This is a genomic window from Paractinoplanes globisporus DSM 43857, from assembly GCF_000379645.1.
GTDB classification, from domain to species: Bacteria; Actinomycetota; Actinomycetes; order Mycobacteriales; family Micromonosporaceae; genus Actinoplanes; species Actinoplanes globisporus.
Genome location: NZ_KB903308.1, coordinates 147,243 through 161,694, shown reverse-complemented (window position 1 = coordinate 161,694; position 14,452 = coordinate 147,243). Strand labels below are relative to the sequence as shown.

The window sequence follows — 14,452 nt, the reverse complement described above, 5'->3', positions numbered from 1 at the left end:
GGGAGTGTAGGAGCATGACTGATCGGCTTGCCGAGCTCTCCGCCCAGGGTGTGGCGGTCTGGCTCGACGATCTCTCCCGTGTCCGACTGACCAGCGGCTCGCTGAAGAAGATGCTCAACGAGCAGCACGTCGTCGGTGTGACCACCAACCCCAGCATCTTCCAGAAGGCGCTCTCCGACGCCGACGCGTACGACGCCCAGGTCAAGGACCTGTCCGTCATGCGGGTCACGGTCGAGGAGGCGGTACGCCTGATGACCGCGCGGGACGTCCGCGGCGCCTGCGACGTCGAGCGGCCCGCGTACGACGCGTCGAACGGTGTGGACGGCCGGGTGTCGATCGAGGTCGACCCGCGCAAGGCGCACGAGACCGAGAGCACCGTCGCCGAGGCGAAGACGCTCTGGTGGCTCGTCGGCCGGGAAAACCTCTACATCAAGATCCCGGCGACCCTCGAGGGCCTGCCCGCGATCACCGCCACCCTGGCCGAGGGCATCAGCGTCAACGTGACGCTGATCTTCTCGCTCGAGCGCTACCGCGCGGTCATGGACGCGTTCCTGGCCGGCGTCGAGCAGGCCAAGGCGAACGGCCACGACATCACCAAGATCGGCTCGGTGGCGTCCTTCTTCGTCTCCCGCGTCGACACCGAGGTGGACAAGCGCCTCGAAAAGATCGGCAGCGACGAGGCGAAGGCCCTGATGGGCAAGGCCGCGATCGCCAACGCGCAGCTGGCGTACGAGGCCTACGAGGAGGTCTTCGGCACCGACCGGTGGAAGGCCCTCGCGGCGGCCGGCGCGCACCCGCAGCGGCCGCTGTGGGCGTCCACGTCGACCAAGAACCCGGACTACAAGGACACGATCTACGTCGAGGAGCTCATCGCCCCCGGCGTGGTCAACACGATGCCCGAGTCCGTGATCCACGCCTTCGCCGACCACGGCGAGGTCCGCGGCGACACGGTGACCGGCGCGTACGCGCAGGCCCACCAGGTGATGGCCGACCTCAAGGCGGTCGGCGTCGACTTCGACGACGTCGTCAAGGTCCTCGAGGACGAGGGCGTCGACAAGTTCGAGGTCAGCTGGAAGGAACTGCTCGAGAGCGTTCACAAGTCGCTTCAGGCCGGCACCGGCGTCTGATTCTCTGTGCAGGGGTCCGCTCGTTCGTCGGGCGGGCCCCTGCGTACTTCACCTGCACGACACCGAGAACTGGCAGGATGGACCACGTGGGCAATCCGCTGCGTACCGCACAGGACCGCAGGCTCCCGCGCATCCCGGAGCCCTGCGCTCTGGTGATCTTCGGAGTCACCGGTGACCTGTCCCGAAAGAAGCTCATCCCGGCCGTCTACGACTTGGCCAACCGCGGTCTGCTGCCGCCCGGTTTCGTGGTCCTGGGCTTCGCCCGCCGCGACTGGGGCGACGGCGATTTCGAGTCCCTGGCCCTCGAGGCGGCGAAGAAGGGCGCCCGGACCCCGTGGCGCGAGGACGTCTGGCAGCGCCTGGCCAGCCAGTTCCAGTTCGTGCCCGGCTCGTTCGACGACGACGCCGCGTTCGACCACCTGGCGGCCACGCTCGACGACCTGCGCGAGCGCAACGGCATCCCCGGCAACGCCGCGTTCTACTTCTCCATCCCGCCGGCCGCGTTCCCGCTGGTGCTCAACCAGCTCGCCCGCACCGGCATGGCCGACAACGCCAAGTCCGGCGGCTGGCGCCGGGTCGTGGTGGAAAAGCCGTTCGGCAACGACCTGCAGACCGCGATCGCGCTGAACCAGCTCGTCGACGAGGTCTTCACCCCGCAGGACGTCTACCGCATCGACCACTACCTGGGCAAGGAGACGGTCCAGAACATCCTGGCCCTCCGCTTCGCGAACAGCCTGTTCGAGCCCGTGTGGAACTCCAAGTACGTCGACAGCGTGCAGATCACCATGGCCGAGGACGTCGGCATCGGCACCCGCGCCGCGTTCTACGACGCCTCCGGCGCCGCCCGCGACGTCCTGCAGAACCACCTGCTGCAGCTGCTCGCCCTGGTCGGCATGGAGGAGCCCACGAGCTTCGATCCGCAGGAGGTGCGGGCCGAGAAGCTCAAGGTGCTCAAGGCGATCAGCCTGCCCAAGGACATCTCCAAGGGCTCGGTCCGCGGCCAGTACCTCCAGGGCTGGGTGGCCGGCGAGCGCGCGGTGGGGTACCTGGAGGAGAAGAACATTCCTTCGGACTCCACCACCGAGACGTACGTCGCGGTTCGCCTCGGCATCCAGAACAGGCGCTGGGCCGAGGTCCCGTTCTTCGTCCGGGTCGGCAAGCGGATGCCGCGCCGGGTCACCGAGATCGCGATCCTCTTCAAGCGCGCGCCGCACCTGCCGTTCGACCCGGCCGACGTCGAGATGCTGGGCCACAACCAGCTGGTGATCCGGGTCCAGCCCGACGAGGGCGTGGTCCTGAAATTCGGCTCCAAGGTGCCCGGCACCACGATGGAGGTCCGCGACATCGCGATGGACTTCCAGTACGGCGAGGCGTTCACCGAGTCCAGCCCCGAGGCGTACGAGCGGCTCGTGCTCGACGTGCTGGTCGGCGACCGCACCCTGTTCCCGGACGCCGCCGAGGTCGAGCAGTCCTGGCGGGTCATCGACCCGCTCGAGGCCGCCTGGGCGGACACCAAGCCGGAACCCTACCGGGCCGGTGAGTGGGGCCCGCGGGCGTCCGACGAGATGCTGGCCCGCGAGGGCCGGGCGTGGAGGCGAGCATGATCGGGCTTTGGGACACCACCGGCAACGAGGTCGTCAAGGCCCTGGCCGCCGAGCGGCGCAGCGCCGGGGGCGTCGCCTCCGGCCTCGCCCTGACGCTGGTCGCCGTGGTGGAGGAGAAGAAGGTCCGCGAGGCCGAGGCGGCCGCCACGATCGCGGCGGCGGCGCACCCGTGCCGCCTGCTCATCGTGGTCCGCTCCGATCTGGACGGACGCAGCCGGCTGGACGCCGAGATCGTCGTCGGCGGCCGGCTGGGCCCCGCCGAGGCGGTCGTCATGCGGATGTACGGGCGGCTCGCCCTGCACGCCGAGTCGGTTGTCATGCCGCTGCTCGCCCCGGACGTCCCGGTGGTCACCTGGTGGCACGAGGACCCGCCCGAGGTGATCGCCAACGATTTCCTGGGCGTCGTCGCCGACCGCCGGATCACCGACTGCGCGCAGGCCGCCGATCCAGTGGCCGCCCTGCGCCGGCGCGCGGCCGACTACGCCCCGGGCGACACCGACCTCACCTGGACCCGGATCACCCTGTGGCGCACGCTCGTGGCCGGCGCCTTCGACACCACCGACGAGCGGGTCGTCGGCGCCACCATCGTGGCGCCGGAGAAAGATCCGACCGCCGCGCTCATGAAGGGCTGGCTGCAGTCCCGCCTCGGCATCGTCCCGAAGTGGGAATTCACCGACCGCTCCCCGCGGATGCACTCGGTCGAGCTGCAGTGTGCCAACGGCGACTGCGTCCGGGTCACCCGCGAGGAGAATACGGCGCTGTTCAGCCGCACCGGCCAGGAGGACCGCTACATGCCGCTGCCGAGGCGGCCCGTCGGCGACGAGCTCGCCGAGGAACTGCGCCGGCTCGACGCCGACCAGATCTACTCGGAGGCGCTGGGCGCGATGGCCGGCCTCAGCGACCTCGACAAGAAGCCCCCGATGCGGGTGCACGTCTGGCGGGACCCGGCGCTCGCCGCCCGTGCCGACGAGGCGGCGGGCGCGATGGCCGGCCCCGGTGGCTCGGCCGCCTAGTTTCGACACATCAGCAGGGCCGCCCACCGTGCACGGTGGGCGGCCCTTCCGCCTTGAGGAGGCACACGTGAGCAAGACCCTGGTCGTGGTGGTACCGGACGCGGACGTCCTCGCCGACACGGTCGCGTCCCGTCTCGTCGCCAAGATCGTGGACGCGCAGGCCGAGCGCGGCTCGGCGAGCGTGGTGCTGACCGGCGGCCGGATCGCCGCCAAGGTGCTGCGCACGGTGAAGGACCTGCCGGCGGCGCGGGCGATCGACTGGTCCCACGTGGACCTGTGGTGGGGCGACGAGCGGTTCCTGCCGGCCGGCGATCCCGACCGCAACGAGACCCAGGCACGCGCGGCGCTGCTGGACGCGCTGCCCCTGGATCCGGCGCGGGTGCACCCCATGCCGGCGGCGAACGGGGTGGACGCCGAGTCGGCGGCGGCTCAGTATGCGGCCGAGCTAGGCCCGGCACCCCGGTTCGACGTACTCATGCTCGGCGTCGGCGAGGACGGGCACGTGGCGTCGCTCTTCCCGGAGTACCCGGAACTCAACGCGACGGGTCTCACGGCGGCCGTGCACAACAGCCCGAAGCCGCCGCCCACCCGGATCACGCTGACCATGCCGACGATCCAGACCGCCGACGAGGTGTGGCTGATCGCCGCCGGCCCGGACAAGACGGATGCGGTGGGCGCGGCCCTCAACGGCGACAAGACCCGGCCCGCCGCCCACGCCACCGGCCAGTCACGCACGTACTGGCTGCTCGACGAGGCGGCGGCCGCCAAGCGGTAGTTACTCGCCCCGGCGCTGGCGCACCTTGGCCAGCGCCTCGGCGAGGATCTTGGCGCCGTCCTCCTCGGAGCGGCGCTCCTTCACATAGGCCAGATGCGACTTGTACGGCTCGACGCGCAGCCGCCCCGGCGGGTTCTCCCCGTCGAGGCCCGCCGGCTGGCCGCAGCGCGGGCAGTCCCACGTCTCGGGCGCGGGAGCCTCGGCGGCGAACTTGATCTCGCTCGCGTGCCCGGCCGCGCAGAAGTAGACCACCTCCCGGCGCGGGGCTGGTTCGCTGCGCTCGTCGGGGCGCATCGGGCTGGACCCGACGCGACTGCCGCGGATCGCACTGCCACTGGACACGGACGTCACTCCTGTCTCGAGGGCGTTGGTGAGAGAGTCACAAAGCAGGGCAAATGAAACGCCGCGCGTCCGGGCGAACCGGACGCGCGGCAGATTCTACGACTATTACGCTCGGTCAGGAAGCAGGCAGGACGGTACGCAGCCAGAGACCGAGTCCGACGATGCAGGCGAACCAGACGATGCCGACCAGCACGGTGTAGCGGTCGAGGTTTTTCTCCGCCACCGAGGAGCCGGCGAGGCTCGAGGTCACGCCGCCGCCGAACATGCTCGACATGCCGCCGCCCTTGCCGCGGTGCAGCAGGATCAGCAGGGTCAGCACAAGGCTGGTGATCACCAGCAACACGATCATCGTGTACGCGAACCACATCGGCATGATCGGGTTCATTCCTCTCGAAGGACAAATTGCGGTCCAACAATAGCGGGTGCCCGGCCGCCGCCGGCGACCGGGCACCTTTTCACACGAAACTCAGCGCCCGACGTGATCCCGGAAACGCGCGATGGAGGCGAACTCCTCCGCGTCCAGCGACGCGCCGCCGACCAGGGCGCCGTCGATGTCCGGCTGGGCCATGATCGAGGCGATGTTGGCGGCCTTCACCGAGCCGCCGTACTGGATGCGTACGGCCTCGGCGACCTCTTTCCCGTACGCCTCGGCGATGCACGACCGGATCGCGCCGCACACCTCCTGGGCGTCGTCGGGGGTCGCGGTCTTGCCGGTGCCGATCGCCCAGACCGGCTCGTACGCGACGACGACCTTCTTGACCTGCTCGGCGGTGAGGCCTTCGAGACCCGCGATGACCTGCTCGGTGCAGTGCCCGACGTGGCCGTCGGCGTCACGGACCTCCAGGCCCTCGCCCACGCACAGGATCGGCGTGAGCCCGTTGCGGAAGGCGGCGCGCACCTTCGCGTTGACCAGCACGTCGTCCTCGTGGTGGTACTGCCGCCGCTCGGAGTGCCCGGCGAGCACGTACGAGCAGTTGAGCTTGGCGAGCATGCTGCCCGAGATGTCGCCGGTGTAGGCGCCCTTGTCGTGCGGCGACAGGTCCTGCGCGCCCAGGCCGATCAGCAGCTTGTCGCCGTCGATCGCGGTCTGCACGCTGCGCAGGGCCGTGAACGGCGGTACCACGACCACCTCGACGTCGGTGAGCTGCTGCTCGTTGAGGCTGGCGGCCAGCTTCTGCACCAGGAGGATGGCCTCGAGGTGGTTGACGGTCATCTTCCAGTTGCCGGCGATGATCGGGCGACGGTCGCTCATCACTTCTCCAGCGCTTCGACGCCGGGCAGCTTCTTGCCCTCGAGGTACTCGAGGGAAGCGCCGCCGCCGGTGGAGATGTGCCCGAACGCCGACTCGTCGAGGCCGAGCGTGCGCACGGCCGCGGCCGAGTCGCCGCCGCCGACGACCGAGAAGCCGTCGATCTTGGTGATCGCCTCGGCGACGCCCAGGGTGCCGGCCGCGAACGGCGCCAGCTCGAAGACGCCCATCGGGCCGTTCCAGAACACCGTCTTGGCGGGCGCGATGGCCTCCGAGAACAGCGCCACCGACTTCGGCCCGATGTCCAGCCCGAGCCGATCAGCCGGAATATCCGAAATATCAACAATATTGTGATCGGCGTCGGCGGAGAACTCGGTCGCCGCCACCACGTCCACCGGGAGGACAATTCGCCCACCGGCCTGCTCCAGGAGCGATGCGCAGGTCGAGATCATCTCCTCCTCGAGGAGCGACTTGCCGACCTCGTGCCCCTGCGCCTTGAGGAACGTGAAGCACATGCCCCCGCCGACGAGCAGCTTGTCGACCTTCGGCAGCAGCGCCTGGATCACCGCGAGCTTGTCGGAGACCTTCGAGCCGCCGAGCACGACCACGTACGGCTCCTCCGGGCTCTCGGAGACGCGCTTGAGCACCTCCACCTCGCGCAGCACGAGCCCGCCGGCGTAGTGCGGCAGGATCGCCGGCACGTCGTAGACCGACGCGTGCTTCCGGTGCACAGCCCCAAAGGCGTCATCCACGTAGAAGTCCGCAAATTTCGCCAATTCTCCGGCGAAAGCGGCACGGGAGGCATCGTCCTTCGCCGTCTCCCCCGCGTTGAAGCGAAGGTTCTCCAGCAGGAGCACGTCGCCGTCGCCGAGCGCCGCCACCTTGGCCGAGGCATCCTCGCCGACCGTGTCGGAAGCGAAGATCACCGGCGTGCCGAGCAGCTCACCGAGACGGGTCGCCACGGGCGCCAGCGTGTACTTCGGGTCCGGCGCGCCCTTCGGGCGGCCCAGGTGCGACATCACGATAACGCGCGCCCCGGCATCACGCAGAGCGACCAGCGTCGGCAGCACAGCGCGTGCCCGCCCGTCGTCGGTGATGACACCGGGTTGATTCTTGTCGAACGGGACGTTCAGGTCGGCGCGCACCAGCACGCGCCGACCCGAGACACCCTCGCCGAGCAGGTCGTCGAGAGTCTTCAAGATCAGGCCCCGACGAGCTTGACCAGGTCGACGAGGCGGTTCGAGTAACCCCACTCGTTGTCGTACCAGCCGACGACCTTGACCTGGTTGCCGATCACCTTGGTGAGGCCGGCGTCGAAGATGCAGGACGCCGGGTCGGTGACGATGTCGGACGAAACGATCTGGTCCTCGGTGTAGGTGAGGATGCCCTTGAGCGGGCCGTCCGCGGCCGCCTTGATCGCGGCGTTGACCTCGTCGACCGAGGTCTCCTTGGCGGCCTGGAAGGTCAGGTCGGTGGCCGAGCCGGTCGGGATCGGCACGCGCATCGCGAAGCCGTCCAGCTTGCCCTTGAGCTCCGGCAGCACCAGGCTGACCGCCTTGGCGGCGCCGGTCGAGGTCGGCACCACGTTGAGGGCGGCGGCGCGGGCGCGGCGCAGGTCCTTGTGCGGGCCGTCCTGCAGGTTCTGGTCCTGCGTGTAGGCGTGGATCGTGGTCATGAGGCCACGCTCGATGCCGATCGTGTCGTTCAGGACCTTGGCCATCGGCGCGAGGCAGTTCGTGGTGCAGGACGCGTTCGAGATCACGGTGTGCTTGGCGGCGTCGTACAGGTTGTCGTTGACGCCCATCACGATCGTGATGTCCTCGTTCTTGGCCGGGGCCGAGATGATGACCTTCTTGGCGCCGTTGTCGACGTGCACCTTCGCCTTGGTGGCGTCGGTGAAGAAGCCGGTCGACTCGATGACCACATCGGCGCCGACGTCACCCCACGCGAGGTTGGCCGGGTCGCGGTCGGCGAACGCCTTGAACGTCTTGCCACCCACGGTGATCTCGTCGGCGGTCGCCTTGACCTCGTACGGCAGGCGGCCCAGGATCGAGTCGTACTTGAGCAGGTGGGCCAGCGTCGCGTTGTCGGTCAGGTCGTTCACGCCGACGATCTCGATGTCCGCGCCGGAGGCGAGCACCGCCCGGAAGAAGTTGCGTCCGATACGGCCGAAGCCGTTGATGCCAACCCGGATGGTCACAGGTGGATCTCCTCGTTTCGGTCCGCCGGGTTTCGTCGACCGGCGGAGGGTTTACGCCGACCTTGTGCTTCGGCCGGCGAATGCGTCCGGCCGCCGCGCTCCCCATGAAGGGCTCAAAAAGGTGGCGCCGCGCCTGACTGGCGGCGTCACGGCGCGTGTGGCCGAGCTGCCGGCACCGTCGCCGTCAACCAGACCCTATCCGAGCCCCTTGTCCCTGCCAGCAGCGGGTGGGTGACTCAGAAATTCACCAAAACACCATTTATCGTACGGGGGAGCACAAGCACACGGTCGACACCGCGGCCTCGCTGCCACGCAAGGCCGCAGCGCGTCTCTCGCGTGTAGTTGTGGTCCGGCACAAACTTCCGGACAGACGTCAGCAGGCCAGCATCTCGGGCGTGACGGCCGCCTCGGTGTCGGGGATGCCCAGGTCGCGGGCCCGCTTGTCGGCCAGCGCCAGCAGACGCCTTATACGGCCGGCGATCGCGTCCTTGGTCAACGGCGGATCGGCCAGCGCCCCCAGCTCCTCCAGGGAGGCCTGCCGGTGCTCCAGCCGCAGCTGCCCGGCCGAGGTCAGGTGGTTGGGCGCCTCGTCGGCCAGGATCTCCAGCGCGCGGGTCACCCGGGCCGCCGCGGCCACGGCGGCGCGCGCCGAGCGGCGCAGGTTGGCGTCGTCGAAGTTGGCCAGCCGGTTCGCGGTGGCCCGCACCTCGCGGCGGACCCGGCGCTCCTCCCAGGCCAGCACCGAGGCGTGTGCTCCTATGCGGGTCAGCAGCGCGGCGATCGCGTCCCCGTCCTTGATCACCACACGGTCGACGCCGCGGACCTCGCGCTCCTTCGCGGTGATCCCGATCCGGCGGGCGGCGCCACGCAACGCGAGCGCGGCCTCCGGCCCCGGGCAGGTGATCTCCAGCGCGCTGGAGCGGCCCGGCTCGGTCAGCGAGCCGTGCGCCATGAAGGCACCCCGCCAGGCGGCCACCGCGCAGCAGACGTTGGCCGAGACGACGTGCGGCGGCAGGCCACGCACCGGGCGCCCGCGCACGTCCAGCAGCCCGGTCTGGCGGGCCAGCGCCTCGCCGTCCTTGACGATCCGCACGATGTAGTGGCTGCCCTTGCGCAGACCGCCGCTCGCCAGCACGTGCACCTCGCTGGGGTAGCCGTACACGTCGGCGATCTCGCGGCGCAGGCGCCGGGCCACGGCGCCGGTGTCGAGCTCGGCCTCCACGACCACCCGGCCCGAGACGATGTGCAGGCCGCCGGCGAACCTCAGCAGGGCCGCCATCTCCGCGCGGCGGCAGCACGGCTTGGGCACGTCGACCCGGCTCAGCTCGTCCTTGACCGCTGCCGTCATAGCCATCGTGTTGTCACCTCATGCGCCGGATCTGATCTGTCTGTGCCGCACTACGCCCTGCTGCTTAACGAGCGGCGCCCAATACTGGCACCAGTGCAACGCCCAACGACTCAGGATCATGCCTCGGGCTGCCGTCCGCAACGGCCAGTGGTGCCAACACCAGTCGCGCGCCCAACGATTCCGCGGCCCGGTGCACCGGTTCCGGCTCGCCGACCCACTTCGCGTCGGCCAGGACCGTATCGACACGGAGGCCGGGAAGGTACCACCGCAGGGCGGCCAGATGGTCGGCCACCGACAGGCCGGAGGTCTCGTTGTCGGCGGCCAGGTTGAGCGTGACCAGCCGGCGGGCCGGGCTCGCCACGATCGCCTCGGCCAGGCCGGGCACCAGCAGGTGCGGCAGCACGCTGGTGTACCAGCTGCCCGGGCCGAAGATCAGCCAATCGGCGTCCCGGATCGCGTCGATCGCCTGCGGCGGGGTGGGCGGGTCGACCGGCTCTATCCGGACGGCCTCGACGTGCCCGAGTGCCACCGCGACCGCGTGCTGACCGCGCACGGTCACCACCTCGCCGGGCCGCGACGGGTCGGCGCCGAGCACCTCGGCCTCGATGCCCACGGCGTGCCGGGCCATCGGCAGCACCCGGCCCTGCGCGCCGACCATCGCGGCCACGTGGTCGAGCGCCTCGACCGGGTCGCCGAGCATCTCCATGAGCCCGAGCAGCAGGAGGTTGCCCACCGCGTGCCCGGCCAGCGGGTCGTCGCCGGCGAAGCGGTACTGCAGCAGCTCGGCGGTGCGCTGCTCGACCGGGTCGTCGCAGGCCAGCGCCGCGAGCGCCTTGCGCAGGTCGCCCACCGGCAGCAGAGCGTCGCGCTCGAGCAGCAGCCGGCCGCTGGAGCCGCCGTCGTCGCCGACCGTGACGATCGCCGTGATGTCCAGGTCGAGGTCGCCTGCGGCGTGCCGCAGACCGCGCAGGGAGGCGGCCAGGCCGTGCCCGCCCCCGAACGCGACCACGCGGATGGCCGTCACTCCCGCCCCAGGTCGCGGTGCGAGGCGTGGGCCGCGAGCCGCATGTCGCGCAGCTGGGCGGTCAGCTCCTCGGCGATCGCGACGCTGCGGTGCTTGCCGCCGGTGCAGCCGACGGCCACGGTGAGGTAGCGCTTGCCCTCCCGCTCGAAACCCGGCGCGGTCGACGCGACCAGTCCCGCGTACGTGCTGACGAAGCGGTCGGCGCCCTCCTGGTCGAGCACGTACTTGCTGACCGCTTCCTCTAGGCCGGTGTGGTCGCGCAACTCGGGCACCCAGAACGGATTGGGCAGGAACCGGGCGTCGAGCACGTAGTCGGCGTCCGGCGGCAGGCCGTACTTGAAGCCGAACGACAGCACCGTGATCCGCAGCCGGCGCACGTCCTCGCCGCCGAACAGCTCCTCGACCCGGCGGCGCAGCTGGTTCACGTTCAGGTGGCTGGTGTCGATGATCACGTCGGCCTGCTCGCGCGCCTCCTCGAGCAGCTTGCGCTCGGCCGCGATGCCGTCGGCGAGGCGGCCGTCGCCCTGCAGCGGGTGCGACCGGCGCACCGACTCGAACCGGCGGATCAGCACCTCGTCGTCGGCGTCGACGAACACGACCCGCGGCGAGAACCCGCGCTCCTTGAGCGCGCGCACCGCCCCGGCCAGGTCGGTGGAGAAGGCCCGGCTGCGCACGTCCAGCACCATTGCCGTGCGGCGGGCGGCGCCGCCGGCCTGGAAAGCGAGCTGGGCCATGTCGAGCATGAGCGCCTGGGGCAGGTTGTCCACCACGTAGAAGCCGACGTTCTCCAGGGCGCGGGCCACGGTGCTGCGGCCGCCGCCGGAAAGGCCGGTCACGACCACCAGATCGGTGGCCAACTCGTCCGGATCCACCACGTCGCCATCCGCCACGTCGTTGGGGAACTCGGGCAACGACTCCGTCACGCACGCCTCCCGCGTCGCTCCGCCCGCACCTCATCGGGCGGACACACCATGCTATTCACTCTGTTCGGTTCCGCTCGCCGGTGGGCTGAGAGTGACCGCGGGCCCCGCCTCGGCCCCGGGTTTCGGCGGGTTGAGCGCGGCCAGCACCGTCTCCGCGGTGCGCCGGCCGATGCCGGGCACCTCGGCGATCTCCTCGGCGGTGGCCGCGGCCAGCCGCTTGAGCGACCCGAAGTGGCGCAGCAGCGCCTTGCGCCGGGTCTCGCCGAGCCCGGGCACGCTGTCGAGGGCGGACGCGGTCATCCGCTTGGAACGACGCTGCCGGTGATAGGTGATGGCGAACCGGTGCGCCTCGTCCCGGACGCGCTGCAGAAGGTAGAGCGCCTCGGAGGTGCGCGGCAGGATCACCGGGAAGTCGTCGCCGGGCAGCCACACCTCCTCGAGCCGCTTGGCCAGGCCGCACAGCGCCACGTCGGTGATGCCGAGGTCGGACAGCACGGCCGCCACCGCGTTGACCTGTGGCTGGCCACCGTCCACAACCACCAGCTGCGGCGGATAGGCGAACCGGCGCGGCCGGCCGGTCAGCGGGTCGATGCCGGGGAGGTCGTTGGTGGCGATCTCGTCGGCATCCCCGTCCGCGGGCTCCGAAGGCTCCGCGGCCTCCGGCTCCGGCGGTTGCTCCGAGGCCTTGTAGCGGGCGAACCGCCGCCGCATGACCTCGCTCATCGCCGACAGGTCGTCCATGCCGCTGCCGTCCGCGTTGCCCCGCACGGCGAAGCGGCGGTACTCGCTTTTCCGGGCCAGGCCGTCCTCGAAGACCACCATGGACGCCACCACGTCGGTGCCCTGGATCTGCGACACGTCGAAGCACTCGATGCGCAGCGGCGACGTCTCCATCCCGAGCGCCTCGGCGATCTCGTCGAGCGCCTTGCTGCGGGTGGTCAGGTCGCCGGCCCGGCGCAGCTTGTGCCGCTGCAGCGACTCGCCCGCGTTGCGCGCCACCGTCTCGAGCAGCGCCCGCTTGTCGCCGCGCTGCGGCACCCGCAGGTGCACCCGGCTGCCGCGGTGGTCGGAGAGCCAGTCGGCCAGCGCGTCCGCGTCGTCGGGCAGGGCCGGCACGAGCAGCTCGCGCGGCACGTCGCCCTCCCCCTGCACGTCGCCGTACACCTGCGTGCAGAAGTGGTGGACCAGATCGCCGGTGGTCAGGTCCTCCACCTTTTCCACCACCCAGCCGCGCTGGCCGCGGACCCGGCCGTCGCGTACGTGGAAGACCTGGACGGCGGCCTCGAGCGGGTCCTCGGCGAAGGCCACCACGTCGGCGTCGGTGCCGTCGCCCAGCACGACGGTCTGCTTTTCCATCGCGCGGCGCAGGGCGGCGATGTCGTCGCGCAGCCGGGCCGCCCGCTCGAACTCGAGCTCCTCGGAGGCCTGCATCATCTCGCGCTCGAGCCGTTTCACGAACGTGTCGGTACGCCCGGCCATGAAGTCGCAGAAGTCGTCGACGATCTCGCGGTGCTCGTCGGCGCTGACCCGGCCGACGCAGGGGGCGGAGCACTTCCCGATGTACCCCAGCAGGCAGGGACGGCCGATCTGGCCGGCCCGCTTGAAGACGCCGGACGAGCAGGTGCGCGCCGGGAAGACCCGCAGCAACAGGTCGAGCGTCTCGCGGATGGCCCACGCGTGCGAGTACGGCCCGAAGTAGCGCACGCCCTTGCGTTTGGCGCCGCGCATCACCTGCAGGCGGGGGAACTCCTCGTTGAGGGTGACCGCGAGGAACGGGTACGACTTGTCGTCGCGATATTTCACGTTGAAGCGCGGGTCGAACTCCTTGATCCAGGAGTACTCCAGCTGGAGGGCTTCCACCTCCGTCCCGACGGTGACCCAGTCCACACTCGCCGCGGTGGTCACCATTTGCTGCGTGCGGGCGTGCAGCGACCAGGTGTCGGCAAAGTAGGAGTTCAGACGATTCCGCAGGTTCTTGGCCTTGCCGACGTAGATGACGCGGCCGGCCTGGTCGCGGAAGCGGTAGACGCCGGGTGACTCCGGAATGGTCCCGGGCGCCGGGCGGTAGGTGGACGGGTCTGGCACGGGCTCAACAGTAGTGCGAGGGACTGACATGATTACCCGACCGGAGGTCCGTTGCCGCCGCCACGGCGTCGGACCTCCGGCCCGGTCTTTCCGTCAGGCCTGGACGATGTTGTCGCCGTCCACCTTGACCTGGGTCTGAGTGAGCGGCTTGGTGGCCGGCCCGGTGGTCGGCTCGCCGGTCTCGATCGAGAACTTGCTGCCGTGGCACGGGCAGCTGATCACGCCGCCGTCCACCTTGCTCACGTCGCAGCCGGCGTGCGTGCACACCTTGGTGAACGCCTTGAACGTGCCCGCGGTCGGCTGCGTGATCACGTACTTGTCGGTGATGATGCCGCCGCCCTGCGGCACGTCCGCCACGGCGGCGAGGGCGCTGCCGCCGGTCGACCCGCCGGTGTCGCCGCCGGTGTCCCCGGGGTTCGCGTTCGCCGGCCCGCTACCGGCCGGCGCGGGGTTGTTGGTGAAGCCGGTGCCGGTGGTGTTCGTGTTGGTGCTGGTGCCGCAGGCGGCCAGGACTGCCGTGGCGCCGACGGCACCGGCACCGAGCAGGACGAGCCGGCGCGGCGAGCCGCCGGGGCCCGGACGGCCCGGCTCCTCGGCGTTGTGCTCGGTCTCGGTCGTCGTCTGCACGTCTGTCATCGGTTGCCCTCCAGTGCATGGTCCGCGAAAGGTGGTCACGCGGCGTCGCAGTTATGTACGGGGTCTCGGGCGAGCCGGTTCAGGGATTTCGCGAAATTGTCCGCCCCTGACGCGCCCTTTCCCCCG

14 protein-coding genes are annotated in these 14,452 nt (G+C 70.5%); 4 read left to right on the top strand and 10 right to left on the bottom strand.

The genetic code is table 11. The features are described 5' to 3' along the window. The first annotated feature begins 14 nt into the window (after nt 1–14). From tal to pgl, 4 genes are all read left to right on the top strand, one after another. Nucleotides 15–1,127: a transaldolase gene (gene tal / locus A3CQ_RS0123985; protein WP_026206121.1), complete on the top strand. Its 1,113-nt coding sequence runs from the start codon at nt 15–17 to the stop codon at nt 1,125–1,127. An 86-nt stretch (nt 1,128–1,213) separates the two neighbouring features. Next, a complete protein-coding gene (zwf, locus tag A3CQ_RS0123980; protein WP_169516301.1) occupies nt 1,214–2,731 on the top strand; it encodes a glucose-6-phosphate dehydrogenase in 1,518 nt (505 codons plus the stop codon). Continuing rightward, nucleotides 2,728–3,744, top strand: coding sequence for a glucose-6-phosphate dehydrogenase assembly protein OpcA (locus A3CQ_RS53810; protein WP_040432765.1), 1,017 nt, complete (start codon nt 2,728–2,730; stop codon nt 3,742–3,744). The genes zwf and A3CQ_RS53810 overlap by 4 nt, the downstream gene beginning before the upstream one ends. A 67-nt stretch (nt 3,745–3,811) precedes the next feature. Next, nucleotides 3,812–4,519 carry a 6-phosphogluconolactonase gene (pgl, locus tag A3CQ_RS0123970; RefSeq protein WP_020513499.1) on the top strand — a complete coding sequence of 236 codons (708 nt, stop codon included), beginning with the start codon at nt 3,812–3,814 and terminating at the stop codon, nt 4,517–4,519. Here pgl and A3CQ_RS0123965 read toward each other — a convergent pair whose 3' ends face one another. The 10 genes from A3CQ_RS0123965 to A3CQ_RS0123920 all read right to left on the bottom strand — a co-directional run bounded on the left by A3CQ_RS0123965 (nt 4,520) and on the right by A3CQ_RS0123920 (nt 14,326). After that, on the bottom strand, nt 4,520–4,861 hold the full coding sequence (locus A3CQ_RS0123965) for an RNA polymerase-binding protein RbpA (RefSeq protein ID WP_026206120.1): 342 nt from the start codon (nt 4,859–4,861) through the stop codon (nt 4,520–4,522). Nucleotides 4,862–4,976: 115 nt separating this feature from the next. Next, nucleotides 4,977–5,234: a preprotein translocase subunit SecG gene (gene secG / locus A3CQ_RS0123960; RefSeq protein WP_026206119.1), complete on the bottom strand. Its 258-nt coding sequence runs from the start codon at nt 5,232–5,234 to the stop codon at nt 4,977–4,979. A 93-nt stretch (nt 5,235–5,327) separates the two neighbouring features. Then, nucleotides 5,328–6,113, bottom strand: coding sequence for a triose-phosphate isomerase (gene tpiA, locus A3CQ_RS0123955; RefSeq protein WP_020513496.1), 786 nt, complete (start codon nt 6,111–6,113; stop codon nt 5,328–5,330). Further along, complete coding sequence (locus A3CQ_RS0123950) at nt 6,113–7,315, bottom strand: phosphoglycerate kinase (protein WP_026206118.1); 1,203 nt, start codon at nt 7,313–7,315, stop codon at nt 6,113–6,115. The genes tpiA and A3CQ_RS0123950 overlap by 1 nt, the downstream gene beginning before the upstream one ends. Beyond that, complete coding sequence (gap, locus tag A3CQ_RS0123945; protein WP_020513494.1) at nt 7,312–8,310, bottom strand: type I glyceraldehyde-3-phosphate dehydrogenase; 999 nt, start codon at nt 8,308–8,310, stop codon at nt 7,312–7,314. Before gap ends, A3CQ_RS0123950 begins: the two co-directional genes overlap by 4 nt. A 373-nt stretch (nt 8,311–8,683) precedes the next feature. Then, nucleotides 8,684–9,664: a DNA-binding protein WhiA gene (gene whiA / locus A3CQ_RS0123940; RefSeq protein ID WP_026206117.1), complete on the bottom strand. Its 981-nt coding sequence runs from the start codon at nt 9,662–9,664 to the stop codon at nt 8,684–8,686. A gap of 58 nt (nt 9,665–9,722) precedes the next feature. Then, entirely contained in the window at nt 9,723–10,682 is a 960-nt protein-coding gene (locus A3CQ_RS0123935; RefSeq protein ID WP_020513492.1) for a gluconeogenesis factor YvcK family protein, read from the bottom strand. After that, nucleotides 10,679–11,572 (bottom strand): RNase adapter RapZ, encoded by an 894-nt coding sequence (rapZ, locus tag A3CQ_RS0123930; RefSeq protein WP_026206116.1) that lies wholly within the window; start codon nt 11,570–11,572, stop codon nt 10,679–10,681. Before rapZ ends, A3CQ_RS0123935 begins: the two co-directional genes overlap by 4 nt. 84 nt (nt 11,573–11,656) lie before the next feature. Then, the gene (uvrC, locus tag A3CQ_RS53805) at nt 11,657–13,690 is read right to left on the bottom strand and encodes an excinuclease ABC subunit UvrC (RefSeq protein ID WP_020513490.1); all 2,034 of its coding nucleotides are present in this window, start codon (nt 13,688–13,690) and stop codon (nt 11,657–11,659) included. Between the two features lie 93 nt (nt 13,691–13,783). After that, nucleotides 13,784–14,326: a Rieske (2Fe-2S) protein gene (locus A3CQ_RS0123920; RefSeq protein ID WP_026206115.1), complete on the bottom strand. Its 543-nt coding sequence runs from the start codon at nt 14,324–14,326 to the stop codon at nt 13,784–13,786. Nucleotides 14,327–14,452 lie beyond the last annotated feature (126 nt).

Coding starts and splice junctions, on each gene's coding strand:
- tal (WP_026206121.1), top strand. CDS start 15: ATGACTGATCGGCTTGCCGAGCTCTCCGCCCAGGGTGTGGCGGTCTGG.
- A3CQ_RS53810 (WP_040432765.1), top strand. CDS start 2,728: ATGATCGGGCTTTGGGACACCACCGGCAACGAGGTCGTCAAGGCCCTG.
- secG (WP_026206119.1), bottom strand. CDS start 5,234: ATGCCGATGTGGTTCGCGTACACGATGATCGTGTTGCTGGTGATCACC.
- tpiA (WP_020513496.1), bottom strand. CDS start 6,113: ATGAGCGACCGTCGCCCGATCATCGCCGGCAACTGGAAGATGACCGTC.
- whiA (WP_026206117.1), bottom strand. CDS start 9,664: ATGGCTATGACGGCAGCGGTCAAGGACGAGCTGAGCCGGGTCGACGTG.
- A3CQ_RS0123920 (WP_026206115.1), bottom strand. CDS start 14,326: ATGACAGACGTGCAGACGACGACCGAGACCGAGCACAACGCCGAGGAG.